21 protein-coding genes are annotated in these 17,201 nt (G+C 42.0%); 20 read left to right on the top strand and 1 reads right to left on the bottom strand.

Annotation, left to right across the window (positions count from 1 at the left end; genetic code table 11):
- The first annotated feature begins 108 nt into the window (after window positions 1-108).
- From NSQ36_RS10685 to lysA, 19 genes are all read left to right on the top strand, one after another.
- Window positions 109-1,239: a S8 family peptidase gene (locus NSQ36_RS10685; RefSeq protein WP_339205666.1), complete on the top strand. Its 1,131-nt coding sequence runs from the start codon at window positions 109-111 to the stop codon at window positions 1,237-1,239.
- A gap of 116 nt (window positions 1,240-1,355) precedes the next feature.
- Entirely contained in the window at window positions 1,356-2,003 is a 648-nt protein-coding gene (gene spoIIM / locus NSQ36_RS10680; protein WP_339205664.1) for a stage II sporulation protein M, read from the top strand.
- 118 nt (window positions 2,004-2,121) lie between these two features.
- Entirely contained in the window at window positions 2,122-2,574 is a 453-nt protein-coding gene (fur, locus tag NSQ36_RS10675) for a ferric iron uptake transcriptional regulator (RefSeq protein ID WP_003215577.1), read from the top strand.
- Between the two features lie 118 nt (window positions 2,575-2,692).
- A complete protein-coding gene (locus NSQ36_RS10670; RefSeq protein ID WP_003215798.1) occupies window positions 2,693-2,920 on the top strand; it encodes a YqzK family protein in 228 nt (75 codons plus the stop codon).
- Window positions 2,921-2,926: 6 nt separating this feature from the next.
- Window positions 2,927-3,817, top strand: coding sequence for a site-specific tyrosine recombinase XerD (xerD, locus tag NSQ36_RS10665; RefSeq protein ID WP_003215982.1), 891 nt, complete (start codon window positions 2,927-2,929; stop codon window positions 3,815-3,817).
- 151 nt (window positions 3,818-3,968) lie between these two features.
- Complete coding sequence (deoB, locus tag NSQ36_RS10660) at window positions 3,969-5,153, top strand: phosphopentomutase (RefSeq protein WP_003215717.1); 1,185 nt, start codon at window positions 3,969-3,971, stop codon at window positions 5,151-5,153.
- 12 nt (window positions 5,154-5,165) lie between these two features.
- Window positions 5,166-5,978 carry a purine-nucleoside phosphorylase gene (locus NSQ36_RS10655; protein WP_003216045.1) on the top strand — a complete coding sequence of 271 codons (813 nt, stop codon included), beginning with the start codon at window positions 5,166-5,168 and terminating at the stop codon, window positions 5,976-5,978.
- Window positions 5,979-6,102: 124 nt separating this feature from the next.
- A complete protein-coding gene (locus NSQ36_RS10650) occupies window positions 6,103-7,290 on the top strand; it encodes a D-alanyl-D-alanine carboxypeptidase family protein (protein WP_050943817.1) in 1,188 nt (395 codons plus the stop codon).
- A 162-nt stretch (window positions 7,291-7,452) separates the two neighbouring features.
- Entirely contained in the window at window positions 7,453-7,806 is a 354-nt protein-coding gene (gene spoIIAA, locus NSQ36_RS10645) for an anti-sigma F factor antagonist (RefSeq protein WP_012010448.1), read from the top strand.
- Window positions 7,803-8,243: an anti-sigma F factor gene (gene spoIIAB / locus NSQ36_RS10640; protein WP_012010447.1), complete on the top strand. Its 441-nt coding sequence runs from the start codon at window positions 7,803-7,805 to the stop codon at window positions 8,241-8,243. The genes spoIIAA and spoIIAB overlap by 4 nt, the downstream gene beginning before the upstream one ends.
- A 13-nt stretch (window positions 8,244-8,256) precedes the next feature.
- A complete protein-coding gene (gene sigF / locus NSQ36_RS10635; protein ID WP_003215778.1) occupies window positions 8,257-9,024 on the top strand; it encodes an RNA polymerase sporulation sigma factor SigF in 768 nt (255 codons plus the stop codon).
- Window positions 9,025-9,138: 114 nt separating this feature from the next.
- Window positions 9,139-9,759, top strand: a complete 621-nt coding sequence (locus NSQ36_RS10630; protein ID WP_003215534.1) for a stage V sporulation protein AA — start codon at window positions 9,139-9,141, stop codon at window positions 9,757-9,759.
- Complete coding sequence (locus NSQ36_RS10625) at window positions 9,749-10,165, top strand: stage V sporulation protein AB (protein WP_003215481.1); 417 nt, start codon at window positions 9,749-9,751, stop codon at window positions 10,163-10,165. Before NSQ36_RS10630 ends, NSQ36_RS10625 begins: the two co-directional genes overlap by 11 nt.
- 19 nt (window positions 10,166-10,184) lie before the next feature.
- A complete protein-coding gene (spoVAC, locus tag NSQ36_RS10620; RefSeq protein ID WP_003215687.1) occupies window positions 10,185-10,637 on the top strand; it encodes a stage V sporulation protein AC in 453 nt (150 codons plus the stop codon).
- Between the two features lie 12 nt (window positions 10,638-10,649).
- Window positions 10,650-11,666 (top strand): stage V sporulation protein AD, encoded by a 1,017-nt coding sequence (gene spoVAD, locus NSQ36_RS10615; protein ID WP_003215736.1) that lies wholly within the window; start codon window positions 10,650-10,652, stop codon window positions 11,664-11,666.
- Window positions 11,666-12,016: a stage V sporulation protein AE gene (spoVAE, locus tag NSQ36_RS10610; protein ID WP_003215479.1), complete on the top strand. Its 351-nt coding sequence runs from the start codon at window positions 11,666-11,668 to the stop codon at window positions 12,014-12,016. The genes spoVAD and spoVAE overlap by 1 nt, the downstream gene beginning before the upstream one ends.
- Before the next feature lie 6 nt (window positions 12,017-12,022).
- Entirely contained in the window at window positions 12,023-12,631 is a 609-nt protein-coding gene (locus tag NSQ36_RS10605; protein ID WP_003216039.1) for a stage V sporulation protein AE, read from the top strand.
- Window positions 12,576-14,057, top strand: coding sequence for a spore germination protein (locus tag NSQ36_RS10600; protein WP_106918382.1), 1,482 nt, complete (start codon window positions 12,576-12,578; stop codon window positions 14,055-14,057). The genes NSQ36_RS10605 and NSQ36_RS10600 overlap by 56 nt, the downstream gene beginning before the upstream one ends.
- Window positions 14,058-14,173: 116 nt before the next feature.
- Window positions 14,174-15,499, top strand: a complete 1,326-nt coding sequence (gene lysA, locus NSQ36_RS10595; protein WP_253622944.1) for a diaminopimelate decarboxylase — start codon at window positions 14,174-14,176, stop codon at window positions 15,497-15,499.
- A gap of 38 nt (window positions 15,500-15,537) precedes the next feature.
- Here lysA and NSQ36_RS10590 read toward each other — a convergent pair whose 3' ends face one another.
- On the bottom strand, window positions 15,538-16,422 hold the full coding sequence (locus NSQ36_RS10590; RefSeq protein WP_003215933.1) for a DUF1002 domain-containing protein: 885 nt from the start codon (window positions 16,420-16,422) through the stop codon (window positions 15,538-15,540).
- Between the two features lie 321 nt (window positions 16,423-16,743).
- Here NSQ36_RS10590 and NSQ36_RS10585 point away from each other — a divergent pair, with 321 nt between their 5' ends.
- Window positions 16,744-17,181, top strand: a complete 438-nt coding sequence (locus NSQ36_RS10585; RefSeq protein WP_003215505.1) for a peptidylprolyl isomerase — start codon at window positions 16,744-16,746, stop codon at window positions 17,179-17,181.
- Window positions 17,182-17,201 lie beyond the last annotated feature (20 nt).

The raw sequence follows: 17,201 nt of genomic DNA, 5'->3' as shown, positions 1-17,201 counted from the left end.
AACTAGTTCAAATAAATGGAAAAATTTTAAAAAATAGGACAAACGGTCGTTTCTTTTTGTCTAAAAATGTAGTTAAATGACAAAAAGATGAAAGGGAGAGTGAGTATTGTGAACGTCAAGTCAATTGGAGCAGGGCTTTGTATGGCAAGTATGATGCTGGCATCGGTCACGTTCGGCGCCTCACATATTTCTGCAAAGGAGCAAGCGAAAAAAGAGTACATGATCGGCTTTTCTTCTTCCGTTCAAGATCATACACAAAAACAGCTTGTTGAAGAAGCTGGTGGACATGTAAAAGAATCCATAGAGCAGATAGATATGATGAAAGTTTCCTTGAATGAGGCATCGAAAAAGGAACTAAATCAGGCAAAAGAAGTGACCTTCATTGAGGAGGACCAAAAGGCAAAAACAAGCGGTCAAACGATCCCATATGGCATCAAAAGCATCAAAGCACAAAAGGTACATAAACGGGGATACGCTGGACAAAATGTCAAAGTAGCCGTTCTTGACAGCGGCATTGATGGCAAACATGAAGATCTACATGTCACCGGGGGAGTCAGCTTTGTTCCAACAGAGTCAGATCCGCTTGTTGACCCGCATGAACACGGGACGCATGTGGCGGGCACAATTGCAGCGTTAGATAATAAGGTAGGTGTCGTTGGTGTTGCGCCAAAAGCTTCAATCTATGCGGTCAAGGTGGCAGATGAAAATGGTGATGGCTACTATAGCTGGATCATTAAAGGAATTGAATGGGCCATTGAGAATGACATAGATGTCATCAATATTAGTATGGGAGGAGCAAGTGAATCAGAAGCGCTGAAAGAAGCGGTAGATCGAGCATATGACAAGGGTATTCTCATTGTGGCTTCTGCTGGGAATGAAGGAAGTTATGGCTCTCTCAACACGGTTGACTATCCAGCTAAATACAGCTCAGTGATAGCGGTTGCTTCTGTTGACCAAAGAAAACAAAGAGCTTTTGATTCATCTGTAGGCGAAGAAGTGGAAGTTTCAGCACCAGGCGTTTCAACGCTCAGTACCATTCCTCATAATGAATATGGCTACAAGAGCGGGACATCCATGGCATCACCGCATGTAGCAGGAGCTGCGGCTGTCATTCTATCAAAACATCCGAATCTGACAAACGATGAAGTGCGCGAGAGACTTTCAAAAACGGCTACACAGCTTGGAGATCCTTTTTACTATGGTGCCGGGCTTGTGAACGTACAAAAAGCGGCACGATAAATGAGAAGAGAGAGCAGTGTTTAGGCCGCTTTCTCTTTTTTCTTTCAATAAAACTGTCATGTTTCGTAATCTCTCTCATAGAATCTAGTAACCTTTACTATTTGGGAGGAAGACGCATGCGGAAAAAGTCTTGGAAGGAAAATCTTCTTCAGCACGTAAAAGACCATCTATCGATTTATTTGTTTGTCTCTGTACTCTTTTTAATGGGCGTGATATTTGGGGCCATCATCGTCAATAGTATGACAATTAGTCAGAAAGAGGATTTATTCTATTATTTAAATCAATTTTTTGGTCAGCTGACAAATGAGAAAGCAGCAGAATCAAAAGAAATGTTTTTGCAAAGCTTTTTGCATCATATGAAATATTTAGGTCTTATGTGGATACTAGGGATATCTATCATTGGCCTGCCGCTCATCTTTCTCATGATCTTTTTAAAGGGAATTGTCGTTGGGTTTACAGTTGGTTTTCTAGTAAATCAAATGGGGCTGAGTGGTTTTTTCCTTTCGTTCGTATCGGTTCTTCCGCAAAACATATTACTTATTCCAGCCTATTTAGTGATTGGGACATGTGCGATTGCGTTTTCCATCCGTCTCATTGGGCAGCTGTTCATGAAAAAAACCATCAGTCAAGCACCTGTTCAGTGGTTCGCCCGTTATGCATCTGTTCTACTGATGATTTTAGCGCTTGCTGCACTTTCGTCCTTTTTTGAATCGTACGTCTCCTTCATGCTCATGAAAAAGCTAGCAGGTGTTCTTTTCTCATAAATTTATAATTGTTATTAAATAATAATCAATTTATTTATCAATTTAAAATGATTATAGTTGGCTCCCAGCACATCATTTGATATAATGATCAAGTAATGTGGCGTAGGAGGGAAAGTCAATGGAAAATCGGATTGATCGAATTAAGAAACAGCTTCATTCTTCCAGCTATAAGCTCACGCCACAGCGTGAAGCAACAGTAAGAGTACTGCTTGAGAATGAAGAAGACCATTTAAGTGCAGAAGATGTATACCTCCTCGTAAAAGAGAAGTCTCCTGAAATTGGTCTTGCTACTGTTTATCGAACGTTAGAATTGCTAACTGAACTGAAAGTTGTTGATAAAATTAACTTTGGAGACGGCGTTTCGCGATATGATCTTCGCAAAGAAGGAGCCGCTCACTTCCATCATCATCTTGTCTGCATGGAATGCGGGACAGTCGATGAGATAGAAGATGATTTATTAGAAGATGTTGAAGAGATTATTGAACGTGACTGGAAATTTAAAATTAAGGATCATAGATTGACATTCCATGGTATTTGCCACCGGTGTCATGATGATGAATCCGGCAAATAATCCGAATTGGAACCTTTTCATTTAAGATGAAGAGGTTTTTTGCGTTTTCGCTGTATATTCCTTGTCCCACCTGGCATATGCTGAAGTAATGAGAAGCTCGAGAAAGGACATGAGAATCATGCGAAAATGGCTCAAAACAACAGGTGAAGTGATGAAGGTATTTATCTTGTTCACTGGTTTTACCGTCCTGTTCTATTATGCTATGATATGGATAAATTCAGAATATGAAAGCTACCATCGTTATGATAAACCAGAGGGTGCAGCAATTAAAGTGATGGAAATGGATCAGCCGAATCAAGACAACTGGCAAGACCGATTGATTTATTTTTATCAAAACGGGGAGTAGAAATCATTGAACGATCAATTATCCGACTTTATTCATTTTATGACAGTAGAGAGAGGACTCTCTGAAAATACCATTGTTTCTTATAAACGAGATTTACAGAACTACTTGTCTTTTTTAATGACACATGAGCAGCTGACGGATATAAAAGATGTCACACGCCTGCATATCATTCATTATTTAAAAAAGCTAAAAGAGGAAGGGAAATCGAGCAAAACGTCAGTGCGGCATCTCTCCTCGATCCGGTCCTTCCACCAATTTCTGCTCCGGGAAAAAGTGACAACAGATGATCCGTCGTGGAACATTGAAACGCAAAAAACAGAGCGGAAATTACCGAAAGTTCTCTCACTAGGGGAAGTCGAAAAGCTGCTTGATACACCAAATCAGCACACTCCATTTGACTACCGTGACAAAGCGATGCTCGAGCTCTTATATGCGACAGGCATTCGCGTCAGTGAAATGCTTGATTTGACCCTTGCCGATGTACACCTCACAATGGGCTTTATCCGTTGTTTCGGTAAAGGAAGAAAAGAGCGGATTGTGCCAATTGGTGAAGCAGCTGCAAGTGCGATTGAAGAATATCTCGAAAAGGGAAGAAGCAAGCTGTTAAAAAAACAGCCGGCAGATGCCTTATTTCTCAATCATCACGGGAAAAAAATGTCGCGGCAAGGTTTCTGGAAGAATCTGAAAAAAAGAGCTCTCGAAGCAGGGATTCAAAAGGAACTCACACCCCATACACTCAGGCATTCATTTGCCACGCATCTGCTTGAAAACGGTGCAGACCTAAGAGCTGTGCAGGAGATGCTCGGACATGCCGATATCTCGACAACACAAATTTATACACATGTGACGAAAACAAGACTGAAAGATGTGTATCACAAATTCCATCCAAGGGCATAAGTAAAGCATGACACGGTGAACGTGTGTCATGCTTTTTCATGTTTGCACCGTTTATGGTTGTCAACCGGCTTGTAAACGGTTTATACTTGAGATGTCAGACCTCTCTTTTTGAAAGGTTAAAAGACAAGAATATTGAAGGAGGCGCTTTTTAATGCCTGATTATCAGTATAAACGCATTTTCCTCGTCGTAATGGATTCAGTAGGAATTGGGGAAGCACCTGATGCTGCTGAATTTAATGATGTAGGTGCAGATACACTAGGACATATTGCTGAAAAAATGAACGGGCTTCATATGCCGAATATGGCGAAGCTTGGGCTGAGTCATATTAAAGAAATCAAAGGAATTCCAGCGGATGAGAAGCCGCTTGCGTATTATGGAAAGATGCAAGAGGCATCAAATGGTAAAGATACAATGACAGGACACTGGGAAATCATGGGTCTTTACATAGACACACCGTTCAGAGTTTTTCCAGACGGATTCCCAGATGAACTATTAAATGAACTAAAAGAAAAAACAGGCAGAGGCATTATTGGAAATAAACCTGCGTCTGGTACTGAAATTTTAGACGAGCTTGGCGAAGAGCACATGAAAACAGGCGATCTAATCGTTTATACATCTGCGGATTCTGTGCTGCAAATTGCTGCGCACGAAGAAGTGGTGCCATTAGATGAACTTTACCGTATTTGTGAAATTGCACGTGAGCTCACATTAGATGAAAAATACATGGTTGGCCGCATTATCGCCCGTCCATTTGTCGGGGAGCCTGGCGCATTTGTCAGAACACCGAACCGTCATGACTATGCTTTAAAACCATTTGACCGAACAGTGATGAATGAGCTGAAAGATGATGGGCTCGATGTGATTGCGATTGGCAAAATCTCTGATATTTATGATGGAGAAGGAATCACCTCTTCTCTCAGAACAAAATCGAACATGGACGGAATGGACAAGCTGGTTGATACACTTAAAACAGACTTTACGGGACTCAGCTTTTTAAACCTTGTTGATTTTGACGCCCTTTACGGACATAGAAGAGATCCAGAGGGTTACGGAAAAGCACTAGAGGAATTTGACGCCCGTCTTCCTGAAGTGTTTGATCTGTTAAAAGAGGATGATCTTCTTGTCATTACAGCAGATCATGGAAATGACCCGGTTCATCACGGAACAGATCATACAAGAGAATACGTTCCGCTCATTGCTTACAGCAAAAAGCATCAAGGAGCAAATGAACTGCCAACTCCAAAAACCTTTGCTGATCTTGGAGCAACGGTCGCAGACAATTTCAAGACAACGATGCCAAAATACGGCACAAGCTTTTTATCTAAACTCAAATAGGGGGGAAATCTCGTGGGAGCACAGTTTTCAGAAGCGGCGGCATACATTAAACAAGCATCGACATACGTACCAACAGTTGGATTGATCTTAGGTTCAGGGCTTGGCATTTTAGCAGATGAGATTGAAAATCCAATCAAATTGAAATATGAAGATATTCCTGGATTCCCTATTTCAACAGTAGAGGGTCATGCAGGACAGCTCGTCATCGGGACGCTGAAAGGCACTGTCGTATGTGCGATGCAAGGACGTTTTCACTTCTATGAAGGATATGATATGAAGCAAGTGACGTTTCCAGTCCGTGTGATGAAAGAAATTGGCATTGAGACATGCATCGTGACAAATGCAGCCGGCGGTGTGAATACTTCATTCCATCCAGGCGATCTCATGCTGATTACAGATCATATCAATATGATGGGGACCAATCCATTAATTGGTCCAAATGACAGTCAAGGCGTTCGTTTCCCTGATATGTCTGCCCCATACGATAAAGATTTGCTGGCACTTGCAGAAGAAACAGCTCAGCGGTTAGGCATATCTGTACAGCAGGGTGTTTATGCAGGGATGACAGGTCCTTCATATGAAACACCGGCTGAAGTTCGTTTCCTTAGAACACTTGGCGCAGATGCTGTAGGCATGTCGACGGTTCCAGAGGTGATTGTTGCGCGTCATGCAGGAATCAAAGTGCTAGGTATTTCATGCATTTCTAATGCGGCATCAGGTATTTTAGATCAGCCGCTGTCTCATGATGAAGTCATTGAAGTAACCGAAAAAGTGAAAGCGAGTTTCCTTGATTTAGTAAAAGACATTGTCAAACAACTCTCATAGCATGTTTTAAGAAGCCTTCTGTTTATCGACAGAAGGCTTTTTTTATGGCAATCATACGATCTCTGAATAAAACAGCCTCGATGAGGAAAAAATAGAAAGGATTACGATAATGGAGGTCTGCCACTTGAAACGTCATATATGTGCATTGTTTATTTTAATGATCCTTATCTCAATGGTTTCACCATCAGCGATAGCAAAAGAAAAGATTGAAAAACCAGAAGAAAAACAAACATCAGAATTGGTGCACGAAGCCAAATCAGCCATCTTAATAGAACGTGACACGGGAAAAGTGCTTTACAACAAAAACAGCGATGAAAAGCTGGCACCCGCAAGTATGACCAAAATCATGACGATGCTTCTCATCATGGAAGCCATTGATCAAGGAAAGCTGAAAATGACTGACAAGGTAAGAACAAGCGACTATGCAGCTTCAATGGGAGGGTCACAAATCTTCCTTGAACCTGGAGAAGAAATGACCGTGAAAGAAATGCTGAAAGGCATTGCGATTGCGTCTGGAAATGATGCTTCAGTTGCCATGGCAGAGCATATTGCAGGATCTGAAGAACAGTTTGTGGAGCAAATGAACAAAAAGGCAAAAGAACTCGGCCTCACCTCTACGGTCTTTCAAAACCCAACAGGACTTCCTGAAAAAGACCATTACAGTTCAGCTCATGATATGGCAAAAATGGCAAAAGAGCTGTTGAAATATGAACAAATCACCAAATTCACAGGGGTCTACGAAGACTATCTCCGTCAAAACACCGATAAAAAATTCTGGCTGGTGAATACGAACCGATTGATTAAATTTTATCCAGGTGTCGATGGGTTGAAAACAGGTTTTACAGGCGAAGCCAAATACTGTTTGACCGCAACCGCTAAAAAAGGAAACATGCGCGTCATTGCAGTTGTCTTCGGCGCAAGTACACCGAAAGACAGAAACGCTCAAGTGGTCAAAATGTTAGACTATGCATTTAGTCAATACACCACACACCCACTTTACAAACGAGGACAAGATGTAGCTGAAATCAAGGTAAGCAAAGGGACAAAGAAAAAAATTCAGCTTGTCACCTCTGAACCAATCTCCCTTTTAACGAAAAAAGGCGAAAATGTGGATCAGATTAAAAAAGAAATCAAATTGTCTCAGGATGTTACGGCTCCATTCTCAAAAGGAACGGAACTTGGAACCATTGTCTTGAAAAAAGACGGAAAAGTGCTGCATGAAAGCCCTGTACAAGCCAAAGAAGGAATGGAAAAAGCGGGCGTTTGGACGTTCTTCAAACGAGCGATGGCTGAATTTGTGAAATGGAAATAAAATGTGAAAGACTGCTGAAACAGGCAGTCTTTTTGCTATGAGGAAGAAGAAAAGAACATCTAAATGTGACGAATGGTCACTAGTTTTGTCATGGTGAAGGATTTACTTGATAAAAAAGAGAAACAATCTTTATCCGAAATTAGAGCAAGGAGGAATAAAAAGATGAGCCTTGATATTGATTTTCAAGTAAAAGAGAGCGTACTTTGCATTCGATTAACAGGAGAGCTCGATCATCACTCCGCAGAAACATTGAGACAAAAGGTGACGAATTATTTGGAAACAGAGGACATTCGCCACATTGTGCTGAATTTGGCTGATTTAACGTTTATGGACAGCTCAGGTCTCGGAGTGATTTTAGGAAGATATAAAGAAATTAAACAGCTTGGCGGAGAAATGGTCGTCTGTGCTATTTCGCCAGCAGTGAACCGGTTATTTGATATGTCTGGCTTATTTAAAATCATCCGTATGGAGCCTTCAGAGCAAACGGCATTGCAAACATTGGGGGTGGCATCATGAGGAATGAAATGAACCTGACCTTCTCTGCTTTAAGTCAAAATGAATCCTTTGCGAGGGTGACAGTCGCGGCGTTTATCGCCCAGCTTGATCCGACATTAGATGAATTAACAGAAATCAAAACCGTTGTGTCAGAGGCGGTGACAAACTCCATTATCCATGGCTATGATGGGAATCCAGATGGCAAGGTGCATATCGAAGTCACACTTGATGACCATGTTGTGTACCTCACCATCCGTGACGAAGGGATGGGCATTACAGATCTTGAGGAAGCAAGACAGCCGCTTTTCACGACAAAACCAGACTTAGAACGCTCTGGAATGGGTTTTACCATTATGGAGAATTTTATGGATGATGTCATGATAGACTCATCTCCAGAAATGGGCACAACCATCCGTTTAACAAAGCATCTATCAAAAAGCAAAGCGCTTTGTAATTAAAGGAGCTGCTCATATGGATGTGGAGGTAAAAAAGCAAGCAAAAAAAGCCCAGCTGTCAAATGATGAAGTCAAAGAGCTCATCAAAAAAAGCCAAGACGGTGATCAGCAAGCAAGAGACCTCCTCGTAGAAAAAAACATGCGTCTTGTTTGGTCCGTTGTTCAGCGCTTTTTAAATAGAGGATATGAACCAGATGATTTGTTTCAAATTGGCTGTATTGGACTGCTAAAATCTGTTGATAAATTTGATTTGTCATATGATGTGAAGTTTTCGACCTATGCTGTCCCAATGATCATTGGTGAAATCCAGCGATTCATTCGAGATGATGGAACAGTCAAAGTCAGCCGGTCACTAAAGGAACTTGGTAATAAAATCCGGCGGGCGAGAGATGAATTGTCTAAGTCTCACGGAAGAATGCCGACCGTCCAGGAAATAGCCGAATATCTTGATATCACACCAGAGGATGTCGTCCTCGCCCAAGAAGCGGTCCGAACGCCGTCGTCGATTCATGAAACGGTGTATGAAAATGATGGGGACCCGATTACATTACTTGATCAAATTGCCGATCATTCAGAAGAAAGATGGTTTGATAAAATCGCGCTGAAAGAAGCGATCAAGGAATTAGAAGAACGAGAAAAACTCATTGTGTACTTAAGATATTATAAAGACCAAACACAATCTGAGGTAGCGGAGAGACTCGGCATTTCACAAGTACAAGTCTCGCGGCTCGAAAAGAAAATTTTAAAACAAATCCAAATGCAAATGGATCAAAAAGAGAGCTAGCCAATTCGGCTGGCTTTTTTCGTGTGGTAATTACCGGTAAATCAAGTTCTCTCGGTATGAGAACCATTTTTCACCACATACTATTTTTAACCCATCGTATAGGAAGTGACTTGGATGGACGGACAAATCTTTCTTCGGCTGCGCCATCGCATTAAGACCGGTAATGATCAGCTCATTTATTTAGAAGATATCGCCCAAATCACTGGTGATGAGTTTGCTGTACAAAAGCTTAGCAAGATGCCGATATATCATGTCAGTAAAAAGGATCGTCACATCGCCGTTCTTGATATCATGCATGTGGTCAAAACGATCAAAAAAACATGGCCAGACATCGACATTCAAACCGTCGGAGGCGCTGAAGCCATTGTTGAAATTGATACAGGCAAACGCCAGCTTTCTCCGATTTTATTTGTGTTCGTGTGGCTCCTATTATTTGTCGGAGCGGCGCTTGCCATTATGAATTTCCACGAGGATGTCAGTATGCGGCTCGTTCATATCCGCCTATATGAAATGATCACAGGAAAAACGGTTGAGCATCCTTATTTATTGCAAATTCCATATAGCTTCGGACTAGGCTTTGGCATGATTTTATTTTTCAATCATGTATTTAAAAAGCGTTTAAATGAAGAACCAAGCCCGCTCGAAGTGGAGATGTTTAAATATCAGCTCGATCTCGATCATTATGTCGCCCTTAAAGAAAATAAAGAGACAATGAAAGATATCCATGATCGGTAAGTGGCTTTTTGTCGCGTTAGTTGGACTTGGCGGCGGTTTAACGGTAGGAGCAGGGTTTGTGGCATTTCTCACAGTGCTTGGCATCATCCCTCGTTTAATGCAATTAACGAAAACGCAGCGCTTCATACAAGGATACGAGGCAGCTGTCATCACCGGGGCGGTCGTTGGCGGCTGGGCAACCTTGAGCGAGGTGCATTTGCATTTATCCAAATGGCTGGTGCTCCCGATCGGTCTTTTAGCAGGCATTTTCGTCGGCATGCTTGCAGCTGCGCTGACTGAAGTATTAAATGTACTTCCTATATTAACGAAAAGAATTGGAATGGACGGGAAAATTGTTTTGCTTCTCATGGCCATTGTCTTAGGCAAAGTATTTGGTTCACTATTCCATTGGCTGATTTATATTTAAAAATTTGGAGGGAACAACCGTGTCGAGTTTAAAAGAGAACTATCCATCTAAGGTGAAAACGTATCAGCCTAAACCTCCTTATGTCCTCAACTGCATCAAGGCTTTTCTTGTTGGTGGATTGATCTGTGCCATAGGCGAGGGGCTGCAACATTTCTATATTCACTTTTTTGATTTTAATGAAAAAACAGCAGGGAACCCAACAGTGGCGACCCTCATTTTAATTTCTTCTATATTAACTGGTATCGGTATTTACGATAGAATCGGCCAGTTTGCCGGAGCGGGATCGGCTGTTCCGGTGACAGGATTTGCAAACAGTATGACAAGTGCTGCCCTTGAGCATAGAAGTGAAGGGCTTGTTTTAGGGGTTGCCACAAATATGTTTAAGCTCGCTGGGAACGTCATTGTATTTGGTGTCGTCTCGGCATATGTCGTAGGGATCATTCGATACGTCTTGGAAAAGATGTTTTCGTAGGAGGAATGAAACGTGAAACTAACAGGTAAACAATCTTGGGTTTTTGAGCACAAGCTTTACGTCAATGCAGAGGGAACAGCTGCAGGGCCGAAAGAAAAAGAAGGACCGATTGGTCATTTAATTGATAAAACGTATGACGAAATGCATTGTGATCAAAAGAACTGGGAAATGGCTGAAAGAAAACTGATGGAAGATGCGATATCCAGTGCTTTATCAAAAGCAAATTTGCAAAAAAGCGATATTGATCTATTGCTGGCAGGAGATTTACTTAATCAAAACGTCACAGCAAACTATGTGGCGAGAGAACTAAAAATCCCGTTTCTATGTTTGTTTGGGGCATGCTCAACCTCAATGGAATCGGTCGCCATTGCGTCTGCACTCATTGATGGCGGTTTTGCCAATAGAGCCATTGCAGCGACAAGCAGTCATAATGCAACGGCAGAACGCCAATTTCGTAATCCAACAGAATACGGCGGACAAAAGCCAGATACAGCCACAAGTACCGTCACTGGGAGCGGGGCCGTTATTATTAGCCAGGAGACCTCTCCAATTCAAATTACAAGCGCTACAGTAGGCAGGGTGATGGATCTTGGAATTACAGATCCATTTGACATGGGATCGGCCATGGCTCCGGCAGCGGCAGATACCATCAAGCAGCATTTAGAAGACCTCGGAAGAACGGTGGACGATTACGATCTGATTTTAACAGGGGATTTATCTGGTATTGGTTCACCAATCTTAAAGGATCTTCTGAAGGAAGAAGGCATTCAGCTTGGGAGGAAGCATGATGATTGCGGTTTAATCATCTATACACCCGATCAAAATGTATTCGCTGGTGGGAGCGGCTGTGCTTGTTCAGCTGTTGTGACATTTAGTCACATTTTTCAAGAAATGAAAGCAGGAAATCTGCAAAGAGTACTCGTTGTGGCAACCGGAGCGCTTCTAAGTCCAATGATGGTCCAGCAAAAAGAGACCATTCCAACCATTGCGCACGGTGTCGTATTTGAGCGTGCAGGAGGAGAGAGCTAATGGATTATCTTATCGCTTTTGTTGCAGGCGGACTTATTTGCGTCATTGGTCAGCTTTTACTAGACATACTCAAACTTACGCCTGCACATGTTATGACCACTTTTGTTGTGGCGGGCACCATCTTAGACGGATTCGGTATTTATGATAAATTTATTGAATTTGCGGGTGCGGGCGCAACCGTACCAATCGTCAGCTTTGGTCATAGCTTGCTTCATGGAGCGATGCATCAGGCAGATGTACACGGGTTCATCGGAATCGGGATCGGTATTTTTGAATTAACTTCTGCTGGAATTTCAGCTGCGATTTTATTCTCATTTATTATCGCTCTTATCTTTAAACCGAAAGGATAACCTAATATGGGGCAAAGACGAAAAGTCATTTTAGTGACAGACGGAGATATATATGCTGCCAAAACCATTGAGCTTGCTGCTAAAAATGTCGGTGGACGATGTATTTCCAGCTCAAAAGGAAATCCAAGCAAACGAACAGGACCTGAACTTGTGCAGATGATTTTAAAAACGCCGAATGATCCAGTGTTTGTCATGTTTGATGATTCTGGCCTGACAGGTGAAGGAACAGGGGAGATAGCGATGAAGCATGTGGCGCGTCATCCTGAAATTGAAGTCATTGGGGCGATCGCCGTTGCATCCAAAACGCATCAAGCTGAATGGACAAAGGTTCATGTTTCCATTGACCGGGAGGGTGAACTGACAGAATACGGTGTCGACAAGCATGGCCTTCCCGAAATGGAGCCTCATAAAATGAGCGGAGATACCGTGTATTGTCTTGACTCGCTCGATCTGCCGTTTGTTGTTGGAATTGGAGATATTGGCAAAATGGGACGGAAAGATGATCTGAGCAAAGGATCTCCGATCACAATGAAAGCAGTTGAATTAATTTTAGAAAGGAGTGGTTTCCATGAAGAAAGACAAGGTAAACGTGTACCGAGATCCGAAGAAAAATGAAGATTACTTTAAAGAAAATGTCGGAATGGGTCTCAGCTTTGACCTTGGTGTGCGGAAAATTTATATACACGATCAGGAAATCCAACTTTACTATGTAAATGGACTGTGTGATACACAGTATGTCATCTACTTATTAAAAGAGCTAGTTGAAATCAATGACAACGAACCTGAATCAGATGACATGGCCCGTGTGATTGAGAATCGTCTTGTCAATCAGCAGGTCTCAAAGGTTGAAACACTTGATGAAGCGGTAGACCAAGTGCTGTCGGGCCTTGTGGCAGTTGTAGTTGAAGGTGAAAACTACGCATTTATCATTGATGTCAGAAGCTATCCTGGCAGAATGCCAGAGGAGCCGGATACAGAAAAGGTTGTCCGGGGCGCAAGAGACGGTTTTGTTGAAAACATTATTGTCAATACAGCACTTATACGAAGACGGGTGCGAGATGAAAAACTGAGATACAAAATGCTCAAAGTAGGCGAACGTTCGAAAGCGGATGTATGTGTTTGCTACATTGAAGATATTGCGGACCCAGATCTTGTCGATATCATAGAGAAAGAAGTGTCAGGAATCAAAGTCGACGGGCTGACGATGTCTGATAAAACAATTGAAGAATTCATTATTAAACAAGGATACAATCCCTTTCCCCTTGTACGTTACACCGAGCGTCCAGATGTCGCTGCTAACCATATACTAGAAGGGCATGTCATCATTATTACGGATACATCTCCTAGTGTCATCATTACGCCAACCACCATTTTTCACCACGTTCAACATGCAGAAGAATACCGCCAAGCACCTGCAGTTGGTACGTTCCTAAGATGGGTACGCTTTTTAGGCATTTTATGTTCAACGTTTCTTTTACCAATTTGGTTTCTGTTTATCCTTGAACCAAGTCTTCTGCCAGATAATTTAAGCTATATTGGCTTTAACAAACCATCCCATATCCCAGTGATTTTACAAGTATTTCTAGCTGATTTTGGGGTAGAATTTTTAAGGATGGCTGCAATTCATACGCCAACTGCATTGTCGACCGCCATGGGGCTGATTGCGGCTGTTTTAATTGGGCAAATTGCCATTGATGTCGGTTTATTTACACCAGAGGTCATTTTATACGTCTCACTAGCGGCAATCGGTACATTTACAACCCCAAGCTATGAGCTGAGTGTCGCCAATAAGATTGTACGACTCATCATATTAGCGCTCGTGGCGATCTTTAAGCTGAATGGACTCATCATTGGTTTTACGTTGTTACTCATCTACTTAACATCCATTCGTTCATTGCAGACGCCTTATATGTGGCCATTTCTTCCTTTTAACGGGAAGGCTTTGTGGCAAGTGCTGATTCGGACGTCTGTTCCTGGCTCAAAAGTAAGGCCAAGCATTGTTCACCCTCAAAACAGATCAAAAATTCCGCCAAATTCTTAACGCTCATTGAAAGTGGCTGAAGATTGTGATATTGTATTTTTAACTTTGAGAAACGGCAAAAAGGCAGCTCACGCAGCTGTCTTTTTTCAGCCGAGGCGGAGAAAGAGGGAATGACATTGTATTTACACGGCACTTGCAGACAAAATGAACTCGGTCATTTAGAAATTGGTGGTGTTGATGCCGTTTCTTTAGCTGAAACGTATGGGACACCACTTTATGTATATGATGTGGCTTTAATACGGGAGCGTGCAAAAAGCTTTCAAAAAGCATTTATAGAAGAAGAGTTAAAAGCGCAGGTAGCATATGCGAGTAAAGCATTTTCCTCCATCGCGATGTTTCAACTTGCCAAGGAAGAAGGATTATCTCTTGATGTCGTATCAGGCGGGGAGCTTCACACAGCCATTTGCGCTGGGTTTCCGGTAGAAAAAATTCATTTCCATGGCAACAATAAAAGTAGAGATGAATTAAAAATGGCGTTAGAGTACGAGATCGGCTGTATCGTTGTAGATAATTTCTACGAAATGAAGCTCATTGAAGAGCTTGGTCAAGAGCTGTCAAAACAGGTGAAAGTGCTGCTCCGTATCACACCAGGTGTCGAAGCGCATACGCATGATTACATTACAACAGGCCAAGAGGATTCCAAATTTGGCTTTGACCTTCACAATGGACAAGCGGATGAAGCGGTGAAACAAGTGCTTGGATCAGAAGTGATCGAACTTTTAGGCGTACATTGCCATATCGGATCACAAATATTTGATACAGCTGGTTTTGTCCTTGCAGCAGACAAGATCTTTTTGAAGCTGGAAGAATGGAGAGAATCATTTGGTTTTATTTCGACCGTGTTAAACTTAGGCGGCGGCTTTGGCATCCGTTATACAGAAGAAGATGAACCACTTCCTGCGACAGAATACGTCGAGAAAATTATCCAAGCTGTAAAAGAGAACGTGACACGCTATGAGTTTGATATACCGGAGATTTGGATTGAGCCAGGCCGCTCTCTTGTTGGTGACGCAGGAACAACGCTTTATACGATCGGCTCATCAAAACACGTACCTGGCATTCGCGATTATGTTGCGGTAGATGGGGGAATGAGTGACAACATTCGTCCAGCATTATATCAAGCGAAATATGAAGCGGCAAGTGCCAACAAAATGAGCCAATCGCACAATCAAACAGTTTCTATTGCAGGGAAATGCTGTGAAAGCGGAGATATGCTTATTTGGGATATCGATCTGCCAGAGTTATCACAAGGAGATTTATTAGCTGTCTTTTGTACCGGAGCTTACGGCTACAGTATGTCAAATAACTATAACCGCATCCCGCGCCCGGCTGTTGTATTTGTAGAAGACGGGGAAGCGCAGCTTGTGGTTGAACGTGAAACATATGCGGACATTGTCAAACTTGATTTACCTTATCAATCAAAAGTGAAATCATCTACGTAAAAAAGCTGCCTGTACATCAGGCAGCTTTTTATAATGACTTATTTACCTCCAGTAAATACAGAGACGATCGCGTTCCAAATGGAGACAAAGAAATCCCAAATCTTTTGAAGTAGGTTTTTCCCTTCATCTGATTCTATGAATTTCGTAATCTTGTCTTTTGCTTTATCGATTTGAGATCCTACCTGGTTCCAATCGATATTGATGTTCTTCATTTTATCGAATAGAGAAATAAGCTGATCCTTTTGATCTTGCGTTAGATTTAAGTTTAAATCAGAAGCAGCCTGATCCACTTTTTCTTCTACTTCTTTTGTTGTTTTAGGGACACCATTTTTCGCAATGTCATCCTTGATCTTTGCAATAAGGGCAGAAGCATTGTCTTTCCCGATGGAGTCACCCAATTTAGACGTTGTCACAAGCTCTTCGTTTGCTACCTGCTTCACATCTTCTGGAATGGCTTTGTCGCTAGACACTTCATAGGCTTTTAATAAACCTGTCAGTGCGGCTGTCCCAGAAACTTCAAACGGTGCAGTCACAACAACCTTAGCATCCTTGACACCGGCTGTCATTAAAGCATTTAAATACATCTCATCTGTAATGGTCTTGATGTTATGTGTATCCACAGTCAGACCAGTACCTGATTTTTCAATGGTGATAGATGAAGATGATAATGCTCTCGTCCCGATAGAAGAACGGGGGATATACTTTCCTAAATATTCATGCTCTTCTTTATTGGTTACTTCAATTTTTGTCGCATTTTCAGGTGGATTCAACTCGTCAAGCACCTTTTGGCGATCAGCCGGAGTTAAGTCTTGCCCAAGTGTGACGATGACATCGCCGACAGCTGCATCCGCTAAGCTGACTTTTGGCGCACCAATGAGGAAAAGGAGCGCTGCCATCATACTAAGCATTGATTTTTTAAACATGTTGACCTCCTTCAAGTCGAAAGGGTTCCTCTTTCAAGAGAAACTCATCTTTTGAGTACACGTAAAGAAATGTACTCCATCATATAGACGTAACAAATCGATTCGACGTTTCAATTTTCTTTTTAAGATGTTTTCCTTTTCCAATAAATAAAGACCTGTTGCTCATTCTGTCATCAATTTAATAGGAAAAAAGGATCAAGCTCTTCTATTGTATCAATCCTAAGAAAAGAGGTAAATCACAATCAAAGAGCAGGGGATGTTTAACATGACCGAAAATGTGCTATAATGAGCGTTGTTTAACCTGAAAGGAGAATGTGAAAAATGGCAAAAAAAGGATACATACAACTAACGAATGGTAAGAAACTTGAGTTTGAACTATACCCAGAGGCTGCTCCAGGTACAGTAGCAAACTTTGAAAAATTAGCGAATGAAGGCTTCTACGATGGATTGAAATTCCACCGCGTCATCCCAGGCTTCGTAAGCCAAGGCGGCGATCCAAACGGTAATGGAACAGGCGGTCCTGGTTACACAATTAAATGTGAAACAGAAGGGAATCCACATCAACACGAAAGAGGTTCATTATCAATGGCGCATGCTGGTAAAGACACGGGCGGCAGCCAATTCTTTATCGTCCATGACCCGCAGCCGCACTTAAACGGTGTTCACACTGTTTTTGGCAAAGTAACATCTGGTATCGAGGCTGTTCTAGATATGGAACAAGGCCAAGGAATGGAAAAAGTCGAAGTTTTCGATGCTTAATCCAAAACACCGCTTAAACG

It is taken from the genome of Bacillus sp. FSL W8-1143 (genome assembly GCF_037965155.1).
GTDB lineage: Bacteria > Bacillota > Bacilli > Bacillales > Bacillaceae > Bacillus > Bacillus pumilus.
This window is presented reverse-complemented; position numbering and strand designations above follow the sequence as displayed.